The 18390-nt window shown below is 55.9% G+C and carries 17 protein-coding genes and 1 pseudogene; 9 read left to right on the plus strand and 9 right to left on the minus strand.

Annotated elements, in window-relative coordinates; translation table 11 throughout:
- Positions 1–274: 274 nt before the first annotated feature.
- The 9 genes and pseudogenes from Enr13x_RS35395 to Enr13x_RS39250 form a co-directional block, all read right to left on the minus strand.
- Positions 275–1294 (minus strand): SHD1 domain-containing protein, encoded by a 1020-nt coding sequence (locus Enr13x_RS35395; protein WP_231743976.1) that lies wholly within the window; start codon positions 1292–1294, stop codon positions 275–277.
- Positions 1186–2769 (minus strand): glycogen debranching protein, encoded by a 1584-nt coding sequence (locus Enr13x_RS35400; RefSeq protein ID WP_390621124.1) that lies wholly within the window; start codon positions 2767–2769, stop codon positions 1186–1188. The genes Enr13x_RS35395 and Enr13x_RS35400 overlap by 109 nt, the downstream gene beginning before the upstream one ends.
- Before the next feature lie 180 nt (positions 2770–2949).
- Positions 2950–3351 (minus strand): annotated as a pseudogene (locus Enr13x_RS39990) (hypothetical protein); the annotation flags it as partial.
- Positions 3352–3387: 36 nt separating this feature from the next.
- A complete protein-coding gene (locus Enr13x_RS35405) occupies positions 3388–3927 on the minus strand; it encodes a hypothetical protein (protein WP_145391652.1) in 540 nt (179 codons plus the stop codon).
- A gap of 34 nt (positions 3928–3961) precedes the next feature.
- Positions 3962–4273 (minus strand): glycogen-binding domain-containing protein, encoded by a 312-nt coding sequence (locus Enr13x_RS35410; protein ID WP_145391653.1) that lies wholly within the window; start codon positions 4271–4273, stop codon positions 3962–3964.
- Between the two features lie 114 nt (positions 4274–4387).
- The gene (locus Enr13x_RS35415; RefSeq protein ID WP_145391654.1) at positions 4388–5248 is read right to left on the minus strand and encodes a universal stress protein; all 861 of its coding nucleotides are present in this window, start codon (positions 5246–5248) and stop codon (positions 4388–4390) included.
- Positions 5249–5292: 44 nt separating this feature from the next.
- Positions 5293–7050 (minus strand): alpha-glucan family phosphorylase, encoded by a 1758-nt coding sequence (glgP, locus tag Enr13x_RS35420; RefSeq protein ID WP_315856976.1) that lies wholly within the window; start codon positions 7048–7050, stop codon positions 5293–5295.
- Entirely contained in the window at positions 7025–7450 is a 426-nt protein-coding gene (locus Enr13x_RS35425) for a BON domain-containing protein (RefSeq protein WP_145391656.1), read from the minus strand. The genes glgP and Enr13x_RS35425 overlap by 26 nt, the downstream gene beginning before the upstream one ends.
- 89 nt (positions 7451–7539) lie before the next feature.
- The gene (locus tag Enr13x_RS39250) at positions 7540–7779 is read right to left on the minus strand and encodes a hypothetical protein (RefSeq protein ID WP_231743977.1); all 240 of its coding nucleotides are present in this window, start codon (positions 7777–7779) and stop codon (positions 7540–7542) included.
- A 261-nt stretch (positions 7780–8040) separates the two neighbouring features.
- On the opposite strand from Enr13x_RS39250, the gene Enr13x_RS35430 reads away from it, so the two are divergent.
- The 9 genes from Enr13x_RS35430 (at position 8041) to Enr13x_RS35465 (ending at position 18364) form a co-directional block, all read left to right on the plus strand.
- Positions 8041–8859, plus strand: coding sequence for an anti-sigma factor (locus Enr13x_RS35430; protein ID WP_145391657.1), 819 nt, complete (start codon positions 8041–8043; stop codon positions 8857–8859).
- Between the two features lie 254 nt (positions 8860–9113).
- Positions 9114–10049, plus strand: coding sequence for a DUF1559 domain-containing protein (locus Enr13x_RS35435; RefSeq protein ID WP_145391658.1), 936 nt, complete (start codon positions 9114–9116; stop codon positions 10047–10049).
- Between the two features lie 42 nt (positions 10050–10091).
- Positions 10092–10475 carry a BlaI/MecI/CopY family transcriptional regulator gene (locus tag Enr13x_RS35440; protein ID WP_145391659.1) on the plus strand — a complete coding sequence of 128 codons (384 nt, stop codon included), beginning with the start codon at positions 10092–10094 and terminating at the stop codon, positions 10473–10475.
- The gene (locus Enr13x_RS35445) at positions 10475–11569 is read left to right on the plus strand and encodes a M56 family metallopeptidase (RefSeq protein ID WP_145391660.1); all 1095 of its coding nucleotides are present in this window, start codon (positions 10475–10477) and stop codon (positions 11567–11569) included. The genes Enr13x_RS35440 and Enr13x_RS35445 overlap by 1 nt, the downstream gene beginning before the upstream one ends.
- 96 nt (positions 11570–11665) lie before the next feature.
- Positions 11666–12685 (plus strand): metallophosphoesterase, encoded by a 1020-nt coding sequence (locus Enr13x_RS35450; RefSeq protein ID WP_145391661.1) that lies wholly within the window; start codon positions 11666–11668, stop codon positions 12683–12685.
- Between the two features lie 102 nt (positions 12686–12787).
- Complete coding sequence (locus Enr13x_RS35455) at positions 12788–15265, plus strand: glycosyltransferase (protein ID WP_145391662.1); 2478 nt, start codon at positions 12788–12790, stop codon at positions 15263–15265.
- Positions 15262–15426 carry a hypothetical protein gene (locus Enr13x_RS38675; RefSeq protein ID WP_197455606.1) on the plus strand — a complete coding sequence of 55 codons (165 nt, stop codon included), beginning with the start codon at positions 15262–15264 and terminating at the stop codon, positions 15424–15426. Before Enr13x_RS35455 ends, Enr13x_RS38675 begins: the two co-directional genes overlap by 4 nt.
- A complete protein-coding gene (locus Enr13x_RS35460; protein ID WP_145391663.1) occupies positions 15420–16613 on the plus strand; it encodes an LptF/LptG family permease in 1194 nt (397 codons plus the stop codon). The genes Enr13x_RS38675 and Enr13x_RS35460 overlap by 7 nt, the downstream gene beginning before the upstream one ends.
- 5 nt (positions 16614–16618) lie before the next feature.
- Positions 16619–18364, plus strand: coding sequence for a glycosyltransferase family 39 protein (locus Enr13x_RS35465; RefSeq protein WP_145391664.1), 1746 nt, complete (start codon positions 16619–16621; stop codon positions 18362–18364).
- Positions 18365–18390 lie beyond the last annotated feature (26 nt).

The raw sequence follows: 18390 nt of genomic DNA on the forward strand, positions 1-18390 counted from the left end.
TCGGTTTATCGGCAAATGCTGCCCGCTTTGTCCTGTCATTCTTGCATGGCCGGCCGCTAATCAGGCAATTCGCATACCAACTCGCCCATGACGTGACAATTTGGTCGTCAAACGAAGGGAAAGCCAGTTGCTAGATCAACACCGTGCAGAGCGTCGCCAATCGCTTGCCCGTCGTCGTCGGCCATTGACAGTCATCGAGCCGAGCAGGCGCACGATGCAAAGAGGCCAGCATCGAAGCCGGCGCTATGCATTTCACTAGCTCTCGACGTTACTTTCAATTCCTCCGTGGAACAACTCGCATTGGGCCGACGACGTAGTTTGGATTTTGATGCTTTGCGATTTGGGCGGCTTGGATGTTGTTTCGGGCCGGAACGACGACACTCAGTGGCATCCCATAGACGCCGGGTGATGGCTCCATTCTGACTTCCCAGAGATCAAACGCGCCCGCGTCGTAGGCTTGCAGGTTGAGTTGTAACTGCTGTATTTGCTGCGCTCGCATCTGCTGGCGTTGATACGCTTCTGCCTGGGCGTGCGCGAGGAACGATTCCTGCTCTTTCGCTTCATAGTCTTCTTTGGCCGCCAGCCAACGCTCCCAGCCTGGCTTGAGCACGCTGACGACCTCATCGGTGAACAGGAAGAACGGCGCGCAATACAAATCACCATCCTCTAGCTCAATCATCACGCCGGCGCATTCAAATATGCGAGGTTTTCCTTTGAGTTTCCTCACCCATTGTTCAAGCTCCTTCTCGCCAGCGATTTCTTCGCCTGTGAAATGCTCCACGATCTTGGGGATGATGGCTCGGTAAACACCAGGCATCTTGTCGAATCGGCGGTCGTTGACGTAGACGCGCCCGAGTCGTCGTTGGATCACGACCGGGTGCTTGTCAAAGCCAACGATTCGGCCCGGCATTTTCAAGCCAGACTTCAGCGTCCAAACTTGCTTGCTTCCGGTCGATTGAACCAGCTTTGCGGCTTCTTTGTCAACGTATTCCTGGTCCTGCTTCGATAGTTTCTCCAGTGGTACGGCCACCAGATCGCTGTTGGCCTTCTTGAGCACCACGGTCGAGTCGCTAAAAGCAATCATGTCACCGGTGATGCTGTAAGTCCCGGTCGAGTCAGACCATTCTTTTGCGGCGGCGTTGGTAGTCGCCACGACAACCAATGTCAGCCAGAGTGCATAAGTTTTCATCGTTGTGTATCTCCTCTGAATGGGGTGGATTGCTGCAAGACAACCACGCTGCGTGGATTGACACGGTAGGCGTGCTGGTTGATGACCGGGTTTGATGTGTCGCATTGGATATCGAGTGGACTGGGCAGCGAAATGTCGATGACCCGTTGCCAATCGCAATCTCGTGGATGAATAACAAAGGAACGTGCTTCCTTCGAGCCGTTGATCATCACGTACAGATCGCCACCGCAGCTCCGCGAATCTCTCAGGTAATAAGCCAGTACCCGCGACTGAGCCGACATGTCGACGGTCGGTTCTTCAGCACCAAACCAGCAGATATCGTCTCGCCAAAACGTCGATCGTCCAATGGATGGATGCGTTTTCCGGAAGGCGATCATCTGCTTGAAGAAGCGAAACACTTCTTGGTTGGATTCGAGTCGATGCCAGTCGAGCCAACTTGCTTCGTTGTCTTGGTTGTAAGGATTGTTGTTGCCGCCCTGCGTTTGCATGAATTCGTCGCCCATGCGGAACATCGGCGTCCCAGCCGAAAGCATCAATAGGCAACAGAAGTTTTTGACTTGGCGTTTGCGTAAGTCTCGCACCGACTGGGAAGCGTCAGCGTCGCCTTCCCAGCCGCTATTTGAGCTGAATTCTTTCGGGCCATCCTGGTTGCCTTGGCCATTGGCTTCGTTGTGCTTGTCGTTGTACGAGACGAGATCGTAGAGCGTGGAGCCATCGTGCGACGCAACGTAGTTAATGCTCTGGAATGGTCGGTATGACTGCGAAGGGTGATCAGGAAATAAGTCACTGCTTCCGTACAACCTTGTCATCAGGTCCGGAAGCATCCCCGCATCGCCTCGAACGAAACGTTGCAACGTGTCACGATAGCGACCGTTCCATTGCATCCAAGTCTGACCGGGGAACGAGCTGCCCAGTTGGTACAGTCCGGCGGCGTCCCATGGCTCAGCGATCAATCGGACATTGGCCAGATCCGGATCGCTCGCAATTTGATCAAACAATGGTGGCTGCTGCAGATTGATGTTGCCTTCCGAGTCCCTTGAAAAAACGGATGCAAGATCAAAACGAAATCCGTCAACGTGCATCTCCTTTGCCCAGTATCGCAGGCTATCGACGATGAGCGACCGGACGGTGGGATGCGACGTATCGAGAGTGTTGCCGGTGCCACTGAAATTCGCATAGGGCGAGGCGGGATCACTTGAGGCAACGTAATAGACGTCGTTGTCGATTCCACGGTAACTGTAGGTCGGCCCGCGATGATCGCCTTCGCATGTGTGGTTGTAGACGACGTCCAAGATGACTTCGATTTTGGCCGCGTGCAGCTCACGAACCATCTCGCGAAACTGGCTGTGTTGCTCGCAAGACGAGTGGTGAGACGAGTAGGCGTGATGGGGCGAGAAGAAGTTGAGCGGCATGTAGCCCCAATAGTTGTTGTCTTCCGGATCGAACTGAAAGACCGGCATCAATTCAACCGCGGTGACGCCAAGCTCCTTGAGGTACGGAATTTTTTCCACGACGCCAGCGAACGTGCCGCGGTTACTCGGATCAACATTGGAAGAGGGGTCGCGTGTGAATCCACGCACGTGCATTTCGTAGATCACTAAGTCCGAACCATGTCGAATCCTTGGCTCGTTTCCCCAGTCGAACGGACAACGGCAAACATCCAGCCGCCCCAATGGAGCGCGACCCGCATTGGAACCGGGTGAGCGGGCTGCTTCGCGGTTGAAGCATTCCGGGAAGAAAACACTACGTGAGTATGGATCGAGCAATATCTTTTCTGGGTCGAAAGCGTGCCATGGCAGAGCAGCACCTTCGACCGGCCCATCGACTTGGTAAGCATAGTATTCCGCATCGCCTGCTTCAGAGATAGGGACACGGCAGTGCCAAATCGGCCCCGACTTGTTCTTCAGCGGATCAAGCTCGACGGAGTGCCATGGAACGCGCAGTTCGTCTTTGAGATACATCAAAAGCGTGACGCTACGAGCATTGCCTGCATGGATGGCGAAGTTGTACGCTTGTTCCTGCTCCAGCCATGTAACGCCTAGCGGTCGTGGCGTGCCCTCGTCCGGCTCCCAACTTGGTCCCTGCACTGGACGTCCGCGTGGTATTGACGTCACATCTGTACCACAGTGACGGCAATGCGACTGGATTGTTTTCTGTATCATTGGATTGCCGAATTTCTAGTGCCCCGATCGCGTGCGTTAAAACTCGACCTGCAAGCTCAGCAATTCAGAACGCAATCGGTCGATCTGCCATTGCAAGTGATGCAAAGGATCGGCAGTGATTTTTGGCTGTTCCGCTCGTTCCAATGCCAGACGCGCGAGTTGAGCGGTAAGTTCCAACCGCTTTACCTGGTCGCTACGAAGATAACCACTTGCTTTCCTCGCCCAAGAAAGCTGTTGCTCGGCAAGGATGACGTCGTTCTTAACTGACTGAAGATGACTTTTATGCAGGTCGTGATCCGTGTGTTTTCCTGCCTGCTGAAGCAACTGCGTCGCGTAAGCCACCTGGTTCTCAAGCCTCAGCATCGACAACTTCGAGTTCATGTTGGGGATGCGGCGGTTGGCTTCCAATGCCGTTTCCAGATCATGTTCCGCCAGCTCCAGCTTCTTTTGAAAGTACCGCAAATCAACGTGATCGGTTGCGGCCTTTTCTTCTTGAGCCATCGCCATGGAAGCCACTGGCAGGCTAATGAGAACGGCGATCACGGCGCGGACGATTTGGTTACGTTGGCAGTTCATCGGGTCCTCGAACATGAAATGTGGTGGGTATTGATCAGGCGACTTCGCAGACGCGGTTCATCGTTCCAAAGTCATTAGGGACACATTGCGGGCATTCGGCACTGGCATGGCAATTAGCCTCGCAGCACCACTGACCGTCGACGACGAACTTGAATTCGTAGCGTCCTGGCTCTAGCTTGAGTTTGGCGGTCCACTTCCCATTGTCGGTCTTATCCATCGGTGTCACTTCGGGATTCCACTCATTAAATGAACCTGCCAGAAAAACCTTTTCAGCCTCGGGGGCATGGCACTCAAATTCTGTGGCCTGCTCGGTGTCGGCTTTGGATGGAGTCGTTTGTTCGGACATTCGTTTTTCCTGAAATTTGAGATTGATTGATGGACTACAAGTTGGATGCTGGATCAGGTCCAGATATTCAGTCAGTTTGGAAAGTTCTGCGAATAAACATGGTGAACGATTTATTCACATGGGATGGAGATTTGGTCGCTGTTCCCCATGCCATTCCGCAGGGACCGCAAGGATCGGGCAGGATGCTTTCTGCACGACTTGGTCCGAGGTGCTGCCGCGAAGGGCATCGAGAAAGCCGAGGTGACCTTGCGTCGCTAGCGTAATCAGATCGGCTCCGCGATCATCTGCGGTTTTGAGAATCTGAGCGGCCGGATCACCATCTTCGACGACAAGCTCCCACGTCCAACCATCAATGTCGGGAATCGCGAGGTTCCTGATTACGTTTTCGTCGTCGCCGACATGAACAAGAGTCGCCGTGACGGACTTGCAATCAAGCAGGCTGGCTAACGCCCAAGACTGCGCAATAGCGGCTACCGCGTCAGGTTCTAATGCGATCGGCACGACAACTTTATGCATTTCGATACTCCCGTCTTTACGAGCGACGAAACCGTCGGCACCGTGTGGGACGAACAGGCAACTCGTATGGGATGAGCGTGCGATCTTCTTTGAGATGTCTTGGTGCAGCCATCGGTCGATTCCCTCACGATGATGCGTTGCGATGATGATCAAGTCTGGGCGATGAAAACGCAGATGCTTCAGGATTTCGCTGACTGGATCTTTTCCGGCCAGCAACACCTTGTGAACGCCTATTCCTAGGCGTTCAACGTCCTCGGGTAGCGCCCAATCGGGAAGCAAGCCCCACTGCGAGAGTGTTTGGCGCACTTGGGGGAAATCGTCCCACGTTACATGTTCTGGGTGCCGATCCACATGCAGCACTTCGAGCAAAGCGTTGGCATCGACGGCAAGCTTCAATGCATGAACAAAAGCCGACTCGCCGCCACTCGAGAAATCAGTCGGATGGAAAATGCGCTGCATGATAAGTCTCCTTGGATGATTGTCTTCATGGTCGCTCGCGATCCCTACGACTTGTAATAAGCCTTCAGCACATACTGTTGGACCATCCGCTGAGTGTTGAAATGTGAGCCGTTCAATGCGATCGCGTGCGACATGATTCGCACCCACGCATCGCGGTTGCGGTAGTACGTCGGGGCGACGACCTCGTCGAGCTTTCCGAACAGGGCGGCGGCGTCTTCGTGAAATCGTTTCACATCGCCGGGCTTTGCTGGCGATGCATCGCCAAAGGACCATCCGGTGACGCCATCGACGCAGCCTTCGATCCACCAACCATCCAGAATGCTCAGGCTTGGTACGCCATTGATCGCCGCTTTCATTCCGCTCGTACCAGATGCTTCGAGTGGAGGCTGCGGCGTGTTGAGCCAAACATCAACGCCAGCAACCAGCAGGCGAGCCAGTTCCCAGTCATAGTTTTCGAGATAGACGATTTTGATTTCTGGCGTGAGGGTGTCCTTCATACGGACGATTTGCTGTATCAGTCGCTTGCCCTCTTCGTCGCGGGGATGCGCCTTGCCTGCAAAAACCAATTGCAGAGGTCCATGTTCCTCCGCGATCTGGCGAAGCCTGCCGGGATCGCTCACTAGTAGATTCGCGCGCTTGTACGCCGTTGCACGACGGGCAAACCCAATCGTCAGCGTTTCTGGGTCATACGCGATTGCTTGGCGTGAGTTGATCTCGTCAATCAAATCAAGCTTGGCCGCCTGATGGGCCTGCCATACTTCGTTCTCGGGAACAGCGACTGCTCCGCGAAGGCTTGCACTGTCCTCACGCCATCCCGGTAGCCATTGGTCAAACAGATTGGCAAACGATCGCGCCGCCCAGGTTCGTGCGTGAACTCCATTGGTGATGTGGTCGATTTGATAGTGATGTTCGGCGTCCTTCGGCGTCAGCATTTGCCTTGAGACTTCGCCATGCTTCTTGGCAACACCGTTGACGTAGTGGCTGAGGTTGAGTGCGAGGTACGTCATGTTCAGCTCACCACTGCAGCAGAACACTTCGTGCATGTCGAATAGGTCGGTTCGACCGAGGACTCGCCCCACGGGATTCAGGTCGAACCGGTCGTGACCGGCGGGCACAGGAGTATGAGTGGTGAAGACGCATTGTCGACGCACGGCTTGCACATCGTCGCTCGTGAAAACGTCCCTTTCAAAACTCTTGGCTCGCTCGTCCAACAGTTCAAGGCCAAGCAGCGCGGCGTGACCCTCATTCATGTGATACTGGACAACCCGTCGGTAAGCCAACGCACGCAGCATGCGGATGCCACCGATACCGAGCACAACTTCCTGGCACAGCCGATGACGATCATCGCCTCCGTAAAGACGGTGCGTCAGTGTTCGATCTTCAGCCGAGTTTTCATCTAAGTCGGTATCAAGTAACAGAACTGGAATGACGTGCCCACCGCCGTCATGCACGTCATATTGCCATGCACGCACGTGGACGGTGCGACCCTCGATCACAACCTGAACACGCTCGGACTGTTCGGCGCAAAAGTCTGCTGGCACCCACTCCACAGGTGATTCGTGCTGCCAACCGTCGTTGTCGATGGATTGTGACAAATACCCATGACGATGCAGCAGCGTGACGGCGACCATGGGAACGCTCAAGTCCGCAGCGGCTCGCAACGTGTCGCCCGCCAACACGCCCAGTCCGCCGCTGTACGTCGGCATTGCCGGATCAATCGCGATTTCCATCGAGAAATAGGCAACGGTCGCCGATGTCGCCAGCGATCCTTCGGCTTCAATCTTCCTCGTTGTCATGCTCATTCTTACTTGTGTTGCAAAGGGGCGATACTTCTAGTTCGTTGACGATCTGCTTGACTCCATCAATGCAACGGACCAATTCCTGAGCCATTTGCTTGTGGTAAAAGCTGTTAACTGTGCCGCGGATAAATAGGATGCCGTCCTCGAAGCGACACTCAACTCGCTTCAGCGCCGTATAGCTACTGGACGACCAAGTGCGGCGAACCGCAGCGACGATACAGCAATAGCAGGGCTGCTCTGCCGACACGTCGGGTTTGAGAAGATCGACTTCACGGGGCAGCCCTGAATCGTCGGCCGTCTCGTGTGGCGACTCTTCGTTAGGAGGTTGGATCCCGCCGTGCTTTTTCGATCCCTGTCGCTTGCGCGAACCTCGTCGAGTCGCGGTGATTGTGCCCGTGCTCATTGGATGCTCTCCCGACAGATGGAATTGGATTACAACGATCACCAGCGGTCTGACGACGCTGGCGATCCAAATAAGTCACCCGACCACGTTCAGTTGTCGTTTTCAACGACCGCTGAACTTCCGCAGCAACTTCGCTTGATAGTGCAGCAGTAGGCCCGTTTTGCACAGCAATGGTTGCCAGCCAACTCAGTCGAGAAATCGACCTCTTGGACCTGCGGAACCGCCGCCGGGGTCGCAGTCGGCGGGACATCCGCTGCTGGCAAACCAAACGCGGCTGCACCAAAGAGACCAAGCGACAAAACACCAGCAGCTACCGATTTCAATAACATGACTTCCACCTCTAGTCGTCAGGGATTTGGGAAACAAACGGTTCAGGTAGACTTGGCCACCTTTGCTCGCCTTACTGGTATTTGGATGCAACGGGACGCTCGGTTCTTCACAGTTTTTTTCCCAGGCTTGTTCTCCTTGCGATTGTTTCCTTGGTTGCCGTTTTCCCGTGAAGAACCGTGAAGAAGTGGCGGACCAATGGCATCAAAAACCATGGGCCGACACTTGATCGGTCGAATTCGATTCTCCGGTGGAGCAATCAGATGGATTGCCAACAAATCGAGCAGTTGCTCTCGCACTATTTCGATCACGAGTTACCACGCGACCAGCGGGCTGAAGTCGAATCGCACTTAGAAAACTGTCCGCCATGTTCGGACCAATTGGCCGATATCCGCATGCTTTCGGATGCGGCTCGAAGCCTTTCTTCTGCTCGTCCGCCGCACGACCTTTGGGACCGGATCGCCGCTCAATTGAAAGAGCCACGGTTGCCTGAATCAGTCAACAACGACACCGTTGATCTAAAATCGAGGTCGAGGTTTGATCAGAGACGATCATGGAGCTTGTTTGCGATGGCGGCCGTGTTGCTGATTGGCGTCGGACTGGTCTGGATGTTTCAACCGGCCAGCCATCCGCATGATCCGCTGGTGAATTACGCTCAACTGTTAGATTCAAGCCCACTGGCGGCGCAGGAGCATCTTGTCTCCCAATACTCGGGCCAGACCGTTTCGGTGGAAGAGGCGGTAGAGCTCGTCGGATACCGGCCGCGCAATGTTGACCCGCCCCCCAGTGGATACTCGTGCGACAAGCTGGTTGTGTTGGACATGCCGTGTTGCAAATGCGTCCAGGCGGTTTGGCAGCGTGCTGATCAAACGCAGGTCGCCATTTTTGAGCACAAGTCCAAGATGGATGATTGGTTCGAGGGCGAGCCGAGCATCAACATTAAGTGCCGAGAAAAAGTCTGCCGGGTCACGCAGCTCGACGCTCAGCTCGCCGCAACCTGGCGAATCGGCTCTCGGCTTGTCACCGCGATCGGAGTAAAGGATACCGACGAACTGGCGACGTTCGTCGCCGCGCTTCGATGACTGACGCAGACCGAAATTACCGTGCGAACGGCTGTCAGCAAGTTTCGGATATAACGCAGCTCGATCTCGAAGACCATGTGGCCGTCCGGAAACCAAATCATTGATCACGCTCGTCCGCCAAGTCGTCCATCGGCCTCATTGGTGTAGGTGTGTCCTTGAGCGTATTCGTTTGACTCGGTCGAAACCAGGGTTGTTGAACAACTAAATAATTCGTATCATTCGTCCATCAACCGGCAAGGACGTGGTTCAACAAGATGAATAGACAAACCTACCGTCGGCCTCTCGACGCTTTACTGATCACTCGGCGAGCCGGCTTTACTGTGCTCGAACTGCTCGTCACGATGTCGATCATCGGCATTCTCGCCGGACTGCTGTTGCCCGCTCTGGGAGCCGCCCGCGAGACCGCTCGGCGAGTGCAATGCACCAGCCATCTGCGTGAAGTCGGGCTGGCGATGCACAGCCACCATTCGGCCAAGAAAGAGTTGCCGGCTGGATGGACGTTCGGCCCGACCGATTCTTCAGCGTACGGATGGGTGGTGCCGCTGCTGCCGTACTTGGAACAGCCCGCACTGGCGGGTCAAATCAACGTCGAGCTGCCGATTGATGATCCGCGACACGACAAAGCACGCGAGACATCGCTGGCCATCATGCTGTGCCCGTCCGACATCACCGAGCCGATGTTCACGTTGTTTGAAGACGACGAAGACGACGAAGACGAAGATGACGAAGGGCCGGCGTCGATGGCCGCTGCTCTCGACGTGAGTACAGAGCCGGCCGCTTTGGTGCGATTACCGACGGTCAACTACGTGGCGATGTTCGGAACGCTCGAAGCCGACGATGACATTCCCGCTCCGATCGGCGACGGTGCATTCATTGAAAACAAGTCCCGACGCTTTCGCGATTTCGGTCGCGGTTTATCGAACACTCTGGTCGTCGGCGAACGCACGATGGCACAAGTTCCATCGACGTGGATCGGAGTCAGTCTCGCCGGTGAAGACGCGGCGGCTCGCTTGGTCGGATCGGCGCTCGAAGGCATCAACAACCCACTGGCCGATGAAGGCGACTATTCAAGTCGACACCCTGGCGGAGCCAATTTCCTTTGGGGCGATGGCCACGTGTCGTTCGTGACCGAGGACGTTGACTTGCGTTTGTATCACCAATGGTCACGGCTACGGGACGCGGCCAACTGACCTCGTTTGAGACTTTACCCTTCACCCTGCAAACTTCAAAACATGCCACGATCGAAAAAGCTTGTCGAACTAACCAAGTGTGAAGCCGAAGTCATGGACGTGGTCTGGGACAAAGGCAGCGTGACAGTCAACGACGTCGTCGAGTCGATCAACCGAGATTTGGCGTACACGACCGTGCTGACAACGATGAAGATTCTGGAAGACAAAAAGATCGTCCGTCGCGGTAATAAGATCGGCCGAGCATTCACGTACCAACCAAAAGTGTCCCGCGAGCAGGTCCGCGAAGGCATGATCAAATCGCTCGCAGATCAATTGTTCGGCGGATCGACGCGGTCGCTAGTGTTGAGCCTACTGCAATCCAATGCGGTGTCGGCCGATGACATCGCGGCGGTCAAGAAAGCCGCCGACCAACTGGGAGAATCGTAGTGAATCCCCGGTTCGCCTTTGAAGTCGGCTGCACGCTTTGTCTGCAAATCTCAGTTGTGATCTCCGCAACGCTGCTTTTGCAACGCTGGATCGCCGACGCGCGGTCGCAGTGCCGTTTATGGACCATTTGCTTCGTCTGCGTGATCGGTTTGGTCGCCGCCGGATTGTTGTTGCCGCATCGTCGACTGTTCGATTTCCCCGGCGATTGGTCACGCGAATCCATGCTCAGCGTCGTCGTCTGGCAGACGCGAATCGCGATCGCACTGGCTAGCGTCTGGGCCATCGGTGCGGCGTGGTCGGTGCTGCGGCGAGTGATATTGTGCGTCGGTTTGCTGCGGTTCTTGAAAACACAATGTGAACGGGTCGATGCGGAGGCATTGCTGAAACGGACGGACGTGGAAGCACGCGCTGACGAAGATCTCTCCATATTGACTTCCGATCGAATCCAAGGCCCGTTCTGTTGGCAGTTGCACCGGCCGGTGATCGTGCTGCCGACGTTTTTGTTGACCGACGACAACGCGACGCTGCGGCATGTACTGCTGCACGAGATCGAACACTTACGAACGCAGCACCCGATGCAGCACTTCCTGCAAGGCGTCTGTTCGACTGTGTTCTGGTTTCACCCGATGGCTTGGATGGCGGCACACCGTGCTGAGCTAACTCGCGAGTACCTGTGCGACGAAGTGGCCGCCAAGACCGCCGGCAAATTTAGCGCGTACCTGCGAACGTTGGCCAAGGTCGCCGAGCGTTGCGGAACCGTGTCGTGTACCGAAGTGCCGAATGGAACGCTCGCGTTCGGCAATCAGCCCAGTGCCCTCGTTCGTCGCAGCAACCGGTTGGTTGAACTGGCCGAGGGAGAACGTCCGCAATCACGCTGGCGTCCGGTCGCGGCCATGGCCGTGTTGCTGTTATCTGCCGTGCTGATTCAGCAAGTCTGGTTGCCGACCAACGCGATGGCGTCACAGCGAAGCGATTGGTCGCCTTGGCCAACTTGGACGGCAAGTGCCCTACATGAATCCGGTGTGCAAGTCCGTGACTTTGAATTGTTTGAAGATCGCGTTCAGATGCATGAATTGCTTTACGACGAAGATTGACCACCAACCCGGCGCGTCAGCGAGAATTTTTCATGAATCCGATTCTCGCTAACGCATCGGGTTGCTTATGCACCCAACTACTAAGGGAATAGTGGAGTGGATCAACCAAAACAAACCGCTTCACGGTGGACTCGCCGAGTCGTTCTCGGTTCGTTGCTCGCACCGCTTGGCTACATCGGCTACCGCGTCGCCGCTCACAACCAATGGATCATTGCGACACGGGGTCGTCGAACATTTGACACCGGAATCGAACCGAAGCCCGCCGAGCGAAACGGCGGGTTCAGCATGTTAGTCGTCGGTGACACCGGCAAAGACACTTTCCGACGAACCGCCGTCGTCGAAGCGATGCGAAAGCACGCCGCTTGGTCCCGCCCCGATGCCGCGATGCTTTTGGGCGACAACTTTTACGAAAGCGGCGTCGATTCAATTGATGACCTGCGTTTCGACAGCGACTTTGAATCGTTGTTCGACGCCGCTTCGTTCGATATGCCGTTCTACGTTTGCTTGGGCAATCACGACGTGGGTGGCGACGCGGAAGCACAGGTGCAATACACCGATCGCAGCAAGCGCTGGAAAATGCCGGCCCGCTATTTCCGGACGCGTGAAACCGCACGCGATCAAGTGATCGACATCTTCGTGCTCGACACCAACACAATGTTGACCGATTCGGCCGAGGCTGATGAACAGATGAAGTGGTTCCGTAACGAGCTTTCCGCTAGCGATGCCGATTACAAGTTCGTCGTTGGGCACCATCCGGCCATGACCGGTGGGCAACACGAAGTTGCCGATCGAATCGGCCGAGTCCTGCCACCGATGTTTGAGGAGTTCGACGTTGACGTGTACCTGTCCGGTCACGACCACGACCTGCAGTTGCTGGAATCCGACGCCGGGTGGTTGCAGATCGTCAGTGGAGCGGGCTCGAAACTCCGCAGCACCTCGTGGATCGAAGAAATGGTATTCGCCGAAGCCACGCCGGGATTTTGTTGGCTGCTGGTCGACAAAAACGGGCTTTCGCTTTCGTACTACGATACCGAAGACCGACTCTTCACCCACACCGTGCCGAAGGTGACAGGCAAGCGAGCGAGCGAGTCGCTTGCCGCTTCCGCATTGCACTGAACTACTAAACCGTTACGAGGTGGCATTGCGAGGAAGCGTTGATAATTCGTAATCTCCATATCGAACGAACTACTAAGACAGCCGTATTAGGGAAGTGCAAGGATGCACGACATAGAACAACACCACCAATCCATCTCGCTGATCCTGCCGGCTTGGAACGAGGCCGACGTGATCGCGACAGCAGTGGCCGAGGCCGACGCTGCTCTGTCGCGTATCACCGACGATTACGAAATCATCGTCGTTGATGACGGCAGCACGGACGATACGGCCGCGATCGTACGCGAACTTTCGACGGGCAACGATTGCGTGCGTTTGGTGCAGCACTCGCCGAATCAAGGCTACGGCGCAGCAATTCGCTCGGGATTTTCGGTGGCGGAGAAGTCGTTGGTGGTTTTCACCGACGCGGATTGCCAGTTCGATCTGACGGAACTGGATCGATTCGTGTTGCTGTCCAGTCGCTATGACATCGTTTGCGGATACCGCATCGACCGCAAGGACACGCCGCTGCGTTGTTTGTACTCGAAGGTCTACAACCTGCTCGTTCGCTTACTGTTGGGCACGGGCGTTCGAGACGTGGATTGTGCGTTGAAAATGTTCGACCGCGACGTGGCCAAGAAGCTGCGAATCACGGGCAACGGTTTTTTGGTCAATTCGGAAATGCTGGTGCAGGCGAGGCAGCTCGGCCTGTCGGTTTGCGAAGTCGGCGTGTCACACCGTCCGCGAACGCTGGGCGAAAGCACCGTGTCGGTTCGGCATATCCCGAAAGTGCTAATGTCGTTGCTACGGTACTGGTGGAACGAGGTGCAGTTTCCCGCAGTTGCTTCGGCCCAACCCGTAGCGGAACTCGCCAAGAGTTTCGATGTCATTGCGAAGGACGCGTCGGGCCGAAAGTCTTGGCGACTTCCGCTACTTCAAGCCGCGCTGTTGCTCATCGCCGCCATCTTCATGCTGACCAACCTCGGTTATCCGCTGATCGACCGCGATGAAACGCGCTACGCCGAGATCCCTCGTGAGATGATTGCGACGGGCAACTGGATTCTGCCTCAACTTAATTTCCAAACTTACTACGACAAGCCGCCGCTGCTGTATTGGTTGTGTGCGATCGGTTTCAAGTTGTTTGGGATCAGCGAAGCATCGGCCAGATTGGTGCCGGCACTGGCGGCGCTAGGAACACTCGCATCGACGATGTTCTTCGGTTCCCGGATCTTCGAACGGCGAATCGGACTGCTAGCCGGAATCGTGTTGTTTCTATCGGTCGGTTTTGTGTTCACGAGTCGGTATCTGTTGCTCGACGGAGTGTTGTCGCTGTTCGTTTCACTGTCGTTGTTCATGACGTATGAAGCGGTCCGGTCGCCGCGATTGCGCCTCGGCTGGTGGGTCGCATCGGCCGTTTGCATCGGACTTGCGTTCCTCACGAAAGGTCCGATTGCGATCGTGCTCTGGCTGCCGCCGGTTTTTGCGTTCGCTTGGCTATCGGAAGATCACTTAAAGATCCGGTGGTGGCATTACGTGCTGCTCGGCAGTGTCGCCGCGATGATTGCCGCGCCTTGGTTCGTGCTGGTTCACCAGCAAGACCCATTGTTCTTGATCGAGTTCTTCTACAGACACAATGTCGCACGCTTCGCCGGTGAGTTTCATCCCAAACCGATCTGGTTCTTCGTCCCAGTCCTGTTGATCGCCGGCCATCCTTGGTCGTTCCTGACCATCCCCTACGCCAAGTTCCTGCTCGGACGCGACGAATCTGCTCGAACCAAGCGTCCGCCAGCGGTCGGATACTTGTTGCTGTGGAGCGTCTGGTGCTTCACGTTCTTCTCGCTGTCTGCCTGTAAGTTGCCGACATACCTGTTGCCCGCCGCGCCGGCGTTTGCGTTGATGATCGGTCACTATCTCAACGAAGTGCTCAGAGACGCTGGCAACCCGAACGCCACTAGCCGCACCGAATACTTCTTTGCCCGGTTCTGGTCGGCACGCACCGCAACCGCGACGACTTGTTTGGCGGGCGTATCGTTTGCCTTATTCGTGATCTTTTGGACCGACGCGATCAGCATTTCGCTGTTCGGTTGGGCGATGTTCTGGGCGATGCTATTGATGGTGTCACTATTGCTGATGGGCGACCGGCATCAAGCCAAACTCGCTTGGGCGTCGTCGGCCGGCGTCGCGTTCGTGTTCGCCATCATGGTGATGCACCAAATGGTACCCGCCTACAGTCGCTCGGAAACGCTGTTCGGCGACACCTCACCGCTGTCCGATCAGTTGGCCATCACCAAGCAATTGCCGATCGCAACGGTCGACCATGAATTCTCCGAAGTGCCGTTCTACCTCGATCGCAGTGACATCCCCAACTTCGCCGATGTCGCCGACGTTGGTCTCGCCGACTTCGTATCGAATTCCGGCATGGCAATTCTGATCGTCGATGATCGAATCGCAGCCAGCGACGTTGCGGAACAATTGTCCGAGACCACCAAACTGGTCGAAGTCGGCCGCCGCGGTCCGGCCACGATCTACCAAGCGACCAACACCGCAAGCCCCACGCAGATGGCGGTAAAGCCGGTGCCTGCAAACGAAGGAATCCAACGATGATCGGTCTGATTCGATGGTTGCTCACGTCGCAGCCCCGTTTCCGGCCCTGCGACGGATGCGACCCCAGTGAACTTGCCATCGTTCGTCAACTCGCCGATGCGTTGGAAGCTCGCGAGGCGGCGGATTTAGCCCAAGCAAAACAACAGGAACTGCCATGTTGACGACGATCCAGCGTCGGATCGCTCGTGACATCTTCGTCACATTCTTCCTGTCGCTGTTTGTGATCACGATGCTGGTGATGTTCGTCGGTGTCGCTCGCGAGGCGATCAATCAAGGACTCGGTCCGGTGGGCGTGTTGAGACTCATTCCATTTTCGTTGCCCAATGCATTGTCGCTTGCGGTGCCTGGTACGGCGTTGTTCAGCGTCTGTACCGTTTATGGTCGCATGTCGGCCGACAATGAATTTGTTGCCATGCAGTCGGTCGGTATCTCGTTATTGCCATCAATCATTCCTGCGGTCCTGTTGACAGCCATCCTGAGTATCACGACCGTCGGGCTGATCAATGTGGCTTTCACTTGGGGATTTCATGGCGTGCAGCGAGTTATTTTGTCATCGGTCGAAAAGATCGCCTACAACAAACTACAGCGTGATCACTACTTTCAGCACGACAGCTTTTCCATGTCGGTGCGCGCGGTCAGTGGACGCGATCTGGTTCAGCCGCAAATCAAAATCGATCGGCCCGGAGCGGAGCCGATCAGGATTTCCGCCAGCACGGCGCAGCTCAGCTATCAAGCGGACGATGAGAGTTTACAACTGAGCATCGCCAACAGTCGGGTGGACGTGGGCGGTGTGGCCTCGCTCGTTTTCCCCGAGACATTCGTGCATACGATTCCTCTGGGCATGGACGCGCAAGTTGACTTGCTGGTCGCCCATCCTTCGCACATGGCGATGCGTGACTTACCAACCGCATCGCAGCGGCAAAGTGACGACATTTGTCGCCGCGAGAACGGGATCGCCGTTCACACAGCATTCAGCATTCTATCGTCAAAGATAGATGCAATCGCAAACTCCGAGTCTGCACAGCGGCTGTCCGAGATCAATCGAAGTCGCATACGATTGCACCGCTTGGGAACTGAGATGCACCGCCGCTGGGCCAGCGGGTTCACCTGTTTGGCGATGTCGTTGATCGGCATTCCGCTGGCGATCCGCATGAAGGCGTCGGATACGATGACAACGTTCGGCGTCGTGTTTCTGCCGACGGTGTTGATCTACTATCCGATCTTTGCGTTGACCTTGGACATGGCCAAAAACGGACGGCTTGTTCCCCAAGGCGTCTGGATCGCGAACCTCGTATTTGTCTTCGCTAGCATCTTGATGATGCGGCGACTTGTCTATCAACCCGCGTGATCCCCATGTTGATTCCTTACAAAGCGAAGATCCGCCAAGCGTGGAAGGATCATTTTCCCGCGTCTGCCCAACACGTCATCTCCCCGGCGAGCGGCTGGTCACGGCGTCAACGCTGCATGGCATGGGCAACGCTGATCGCCACCGCGTGCGCGGTCCTCGTTCCGAATTTGTCTTACCCGTTGATCGAACCCGATGAAACGCGGTACGCCCAGATCGCGATCGAAATGATTGACTCACGCGATTGGGTCACGCCGACACTGGACGGCAAAGCGTATTTGGACAAGCCGCCATTGATGTACTGGTTGACGGCATTATCGTTTCAATTATTCGGCACGACTGAAACGGCGGCGCGACTGCCGTCCATGTTGTCTGCGCTGGCGACGATTTTGTTCGTGTTCGGTTGGGGCAGTCGCGTGTTGGGGCGGCGATCGGCTTGGTTAGGCGCGATGTCGTTGTCATTGTGTGGCGGGTTTGTGCTTTCGGGACGGTTTCTGATTCTCGATTCATTGCTGACGTTGTTTACGACCCTTTGCCTGTTGTCCGGTTACATCGCAGTCAGGGGGCATCGCCGCCGACCGGTTTGGTGGATCGTTTCAGGGGTGGCGTGTGCGTTGGGGGTAATGACGAAAGGCCCGGTGGCATTGGTGTTGTGTGCGCCGCCGTTGGTCGTGAGTGGTTGGTTGCGGGCCGATCACAGTCGGACTCGTGTACTGCACTGGGTCGCGTTTTTCGTTCCGATGTTGGTGGTTTGCGTTCCGTGGTACATCGCGGTGGCGAAATTCAATTCGCAGTTCGTGGACTACTTTTTTTGGGAGCACAACTATCAGCGGTTCATCCGAGGATCGAATCACAAGCAGCCGTTTTGGTTCTATATTCCCATCGTATTCGCGGCGATGTTTCCGGCGTCGTTGTTATTGCCTTCGGTTGTCGCGTTTGTGGCAAGTTCGGCGGGTTGCAAGCGTTCGCTGCGTTCCAAGGATCTCGGCTTTTTGGTCTGCGGAGCGGTCTGGGTGCTGGCGTTCTTCTCGGCGGCCAGTTGCAAATTGCCGACGTACATTTTGCCCGCCATTCCGCTAATCTGTTTGGCGACGGGCGTGATGCTCGATCAAACCGTGTTTCGACGCTGCGCGGTGGATCGGATCACGAACTACTTGATTCCGTTTCCGCAGCGGGCGACCGTGATGTTAATCATCGCTTGCATTGCAATGATTGGTGTCGACGCGTGGTTGGCGGGTACTGTTTCACAAGCGGGTGTCTTGGCTGCAATCGTCTGCGTCGTCGTGTCGGTCATCGTGCTGGCCAGTTGGAATCGTGACATTGTGGCGGGCCGATCGGCTTGGGCGGGAACGGCTGTGGTCTCAGTTGGTGTGATGCTGTTTGCGTCCGCGGTTTTGTTGCCCACAATCTCGTCCGAACGATCGGTTTACGTTGAAACTTTCCGAATCGCAGAAGATGATGCCGATGCGGCAATCGTTTTCTTCGGCGAAAAACCGCACGGGGCGACCTTTCACTTTCCCGAGCGTCGGACAGTGTCGTTTCCGATCGAGTGGGAAGATGAGTTCGTCGGTTTCGCGTCGAAAGAACGCAATTTCGTCTTGGTAACGGATGATGCGAGGATCGAACGGACGCGAGCGAGTTTGGCAACCACGCATCATTTGACCGTTTCACCTCGCCATGAACACGTCTATCGGGCGACACGCATCACGCTGGCCGACGAGACATTCGCGTCGGCTGGAAAGTTGAGTCGTTAGATGAAAACGGCTTGGTTTCCCCGGGG

Origin of the sequence: Stieleria neptunia, from assembly GCF_007754155.1 — a bacterium.
Lineage (GTDB): Bacteria > Planctomycetota > Planctomycetia > Pirellulales > Pirellulaceae > Stieleria > Stieleria neptunia.

Excerpts from the sequence above, each read along its gene's own strand:
- Enr13x_RS35465 (WP_145391664.1), top strand. The coding sequence starts at position 16,619 with ATGTTGATTCCTTACAAAGCGAAGATCCGCCAAGCGTGGAAGGATCAT.
- Enr13x_RS35395 (WP_231743976.1), bottom strand. The coding sequence starts at position 1,294 with ATGCGACACATCAAACCCGGTCATCAACCAGCACGCCTACCGTGTCAA.
- glgP (WP_315856976.1), bottom strand. The coding sequence starts at position 7,050 with ATGAGCATGACAACGAGGAAGATTGAAGCCGAAGGATCGCTGGCGACA.
- Enr13x_RS35455 (WP_145391662.1), top strand. The coding sequence starts at position 12,788 with ATGCACGACATAGAACAACACCACCAATCCATCTCGCTGATCCTGCCG.
- Enr13x_RS35410 (WP_145391653.1), bottom strand. The coding sequence starts at position 4,273 with ATGTCCGAACAAACGACTCCATCCAAAGCCGACACCGAGCAGGCCACA.
- Enr13x_RS35405 (WP_145391652.1), bottom strand. The coding sequence starts at position 3,927 with ATGAACTGCCAACGTAACCAAATCGTCCGCGCCGTGATCGCCGTTCTC.
- Enr13x_RS35460 (WP_145391663.1), top strand. The coding sequence starts at position 15,420 with ATGTTGACGACGATCCAGCGTCGGATCGCTCGTGACATCTTCGTCACA.
- Enr13x_RS35440 (WP_145391659.1), top strand. The coding sequence starts at position 10,092 with ATGCCACGATCGAAAAAGCTTGTCGAACTAACCAAGTGTGAAGCCGAA.
- Enr13x_RS35415 (WP_145391654.1), bottom strand. The coding sequence starts at position 5,248 with ATGCAGCGCATTTTCCATCCGACTGATTTCTCGAGTGGCGGCGAGTCG.
- Enr13x_RS39250 (WP_231743977.1), bottom strand. The coding sequence starts at position 7,779 with ATGTTATTGAAATCGGTAGCTGCTGGTGTTTTGTCGCTTGGTCTCTTT.
- Enr13x_RS35425 (WP_145391656.1), bottom strand. The coding sequence starts at position 7,450 with ATGAGCACGGGCACAATCACCGCGACTCGACGAGGTTCGCGCAAGCGA.
- Enr13x_RS38675 (WP_197455606.1), top strand. The coding sequence starts at position 15,262 with ATGATCGGTCTGATTCGATGGTTGCTCACGTCGCAGCCCCGTTTCCGG.
- Enr13x_RS35430 (WP_145391657.1), top strand. The coding sequence starts at position 8,041 with ATGGATTGCCAACAAATCGAGCAGTTGCTCTCGCACTATTTCGATCAC.
- Enr13x_RS35435 (WP_145391658.1), top strand. The coding sequence starts at position 9,114 with ATGAATAGACAAACCTACCGTCGGCCTCTCGACGCTTTACTGATCACT.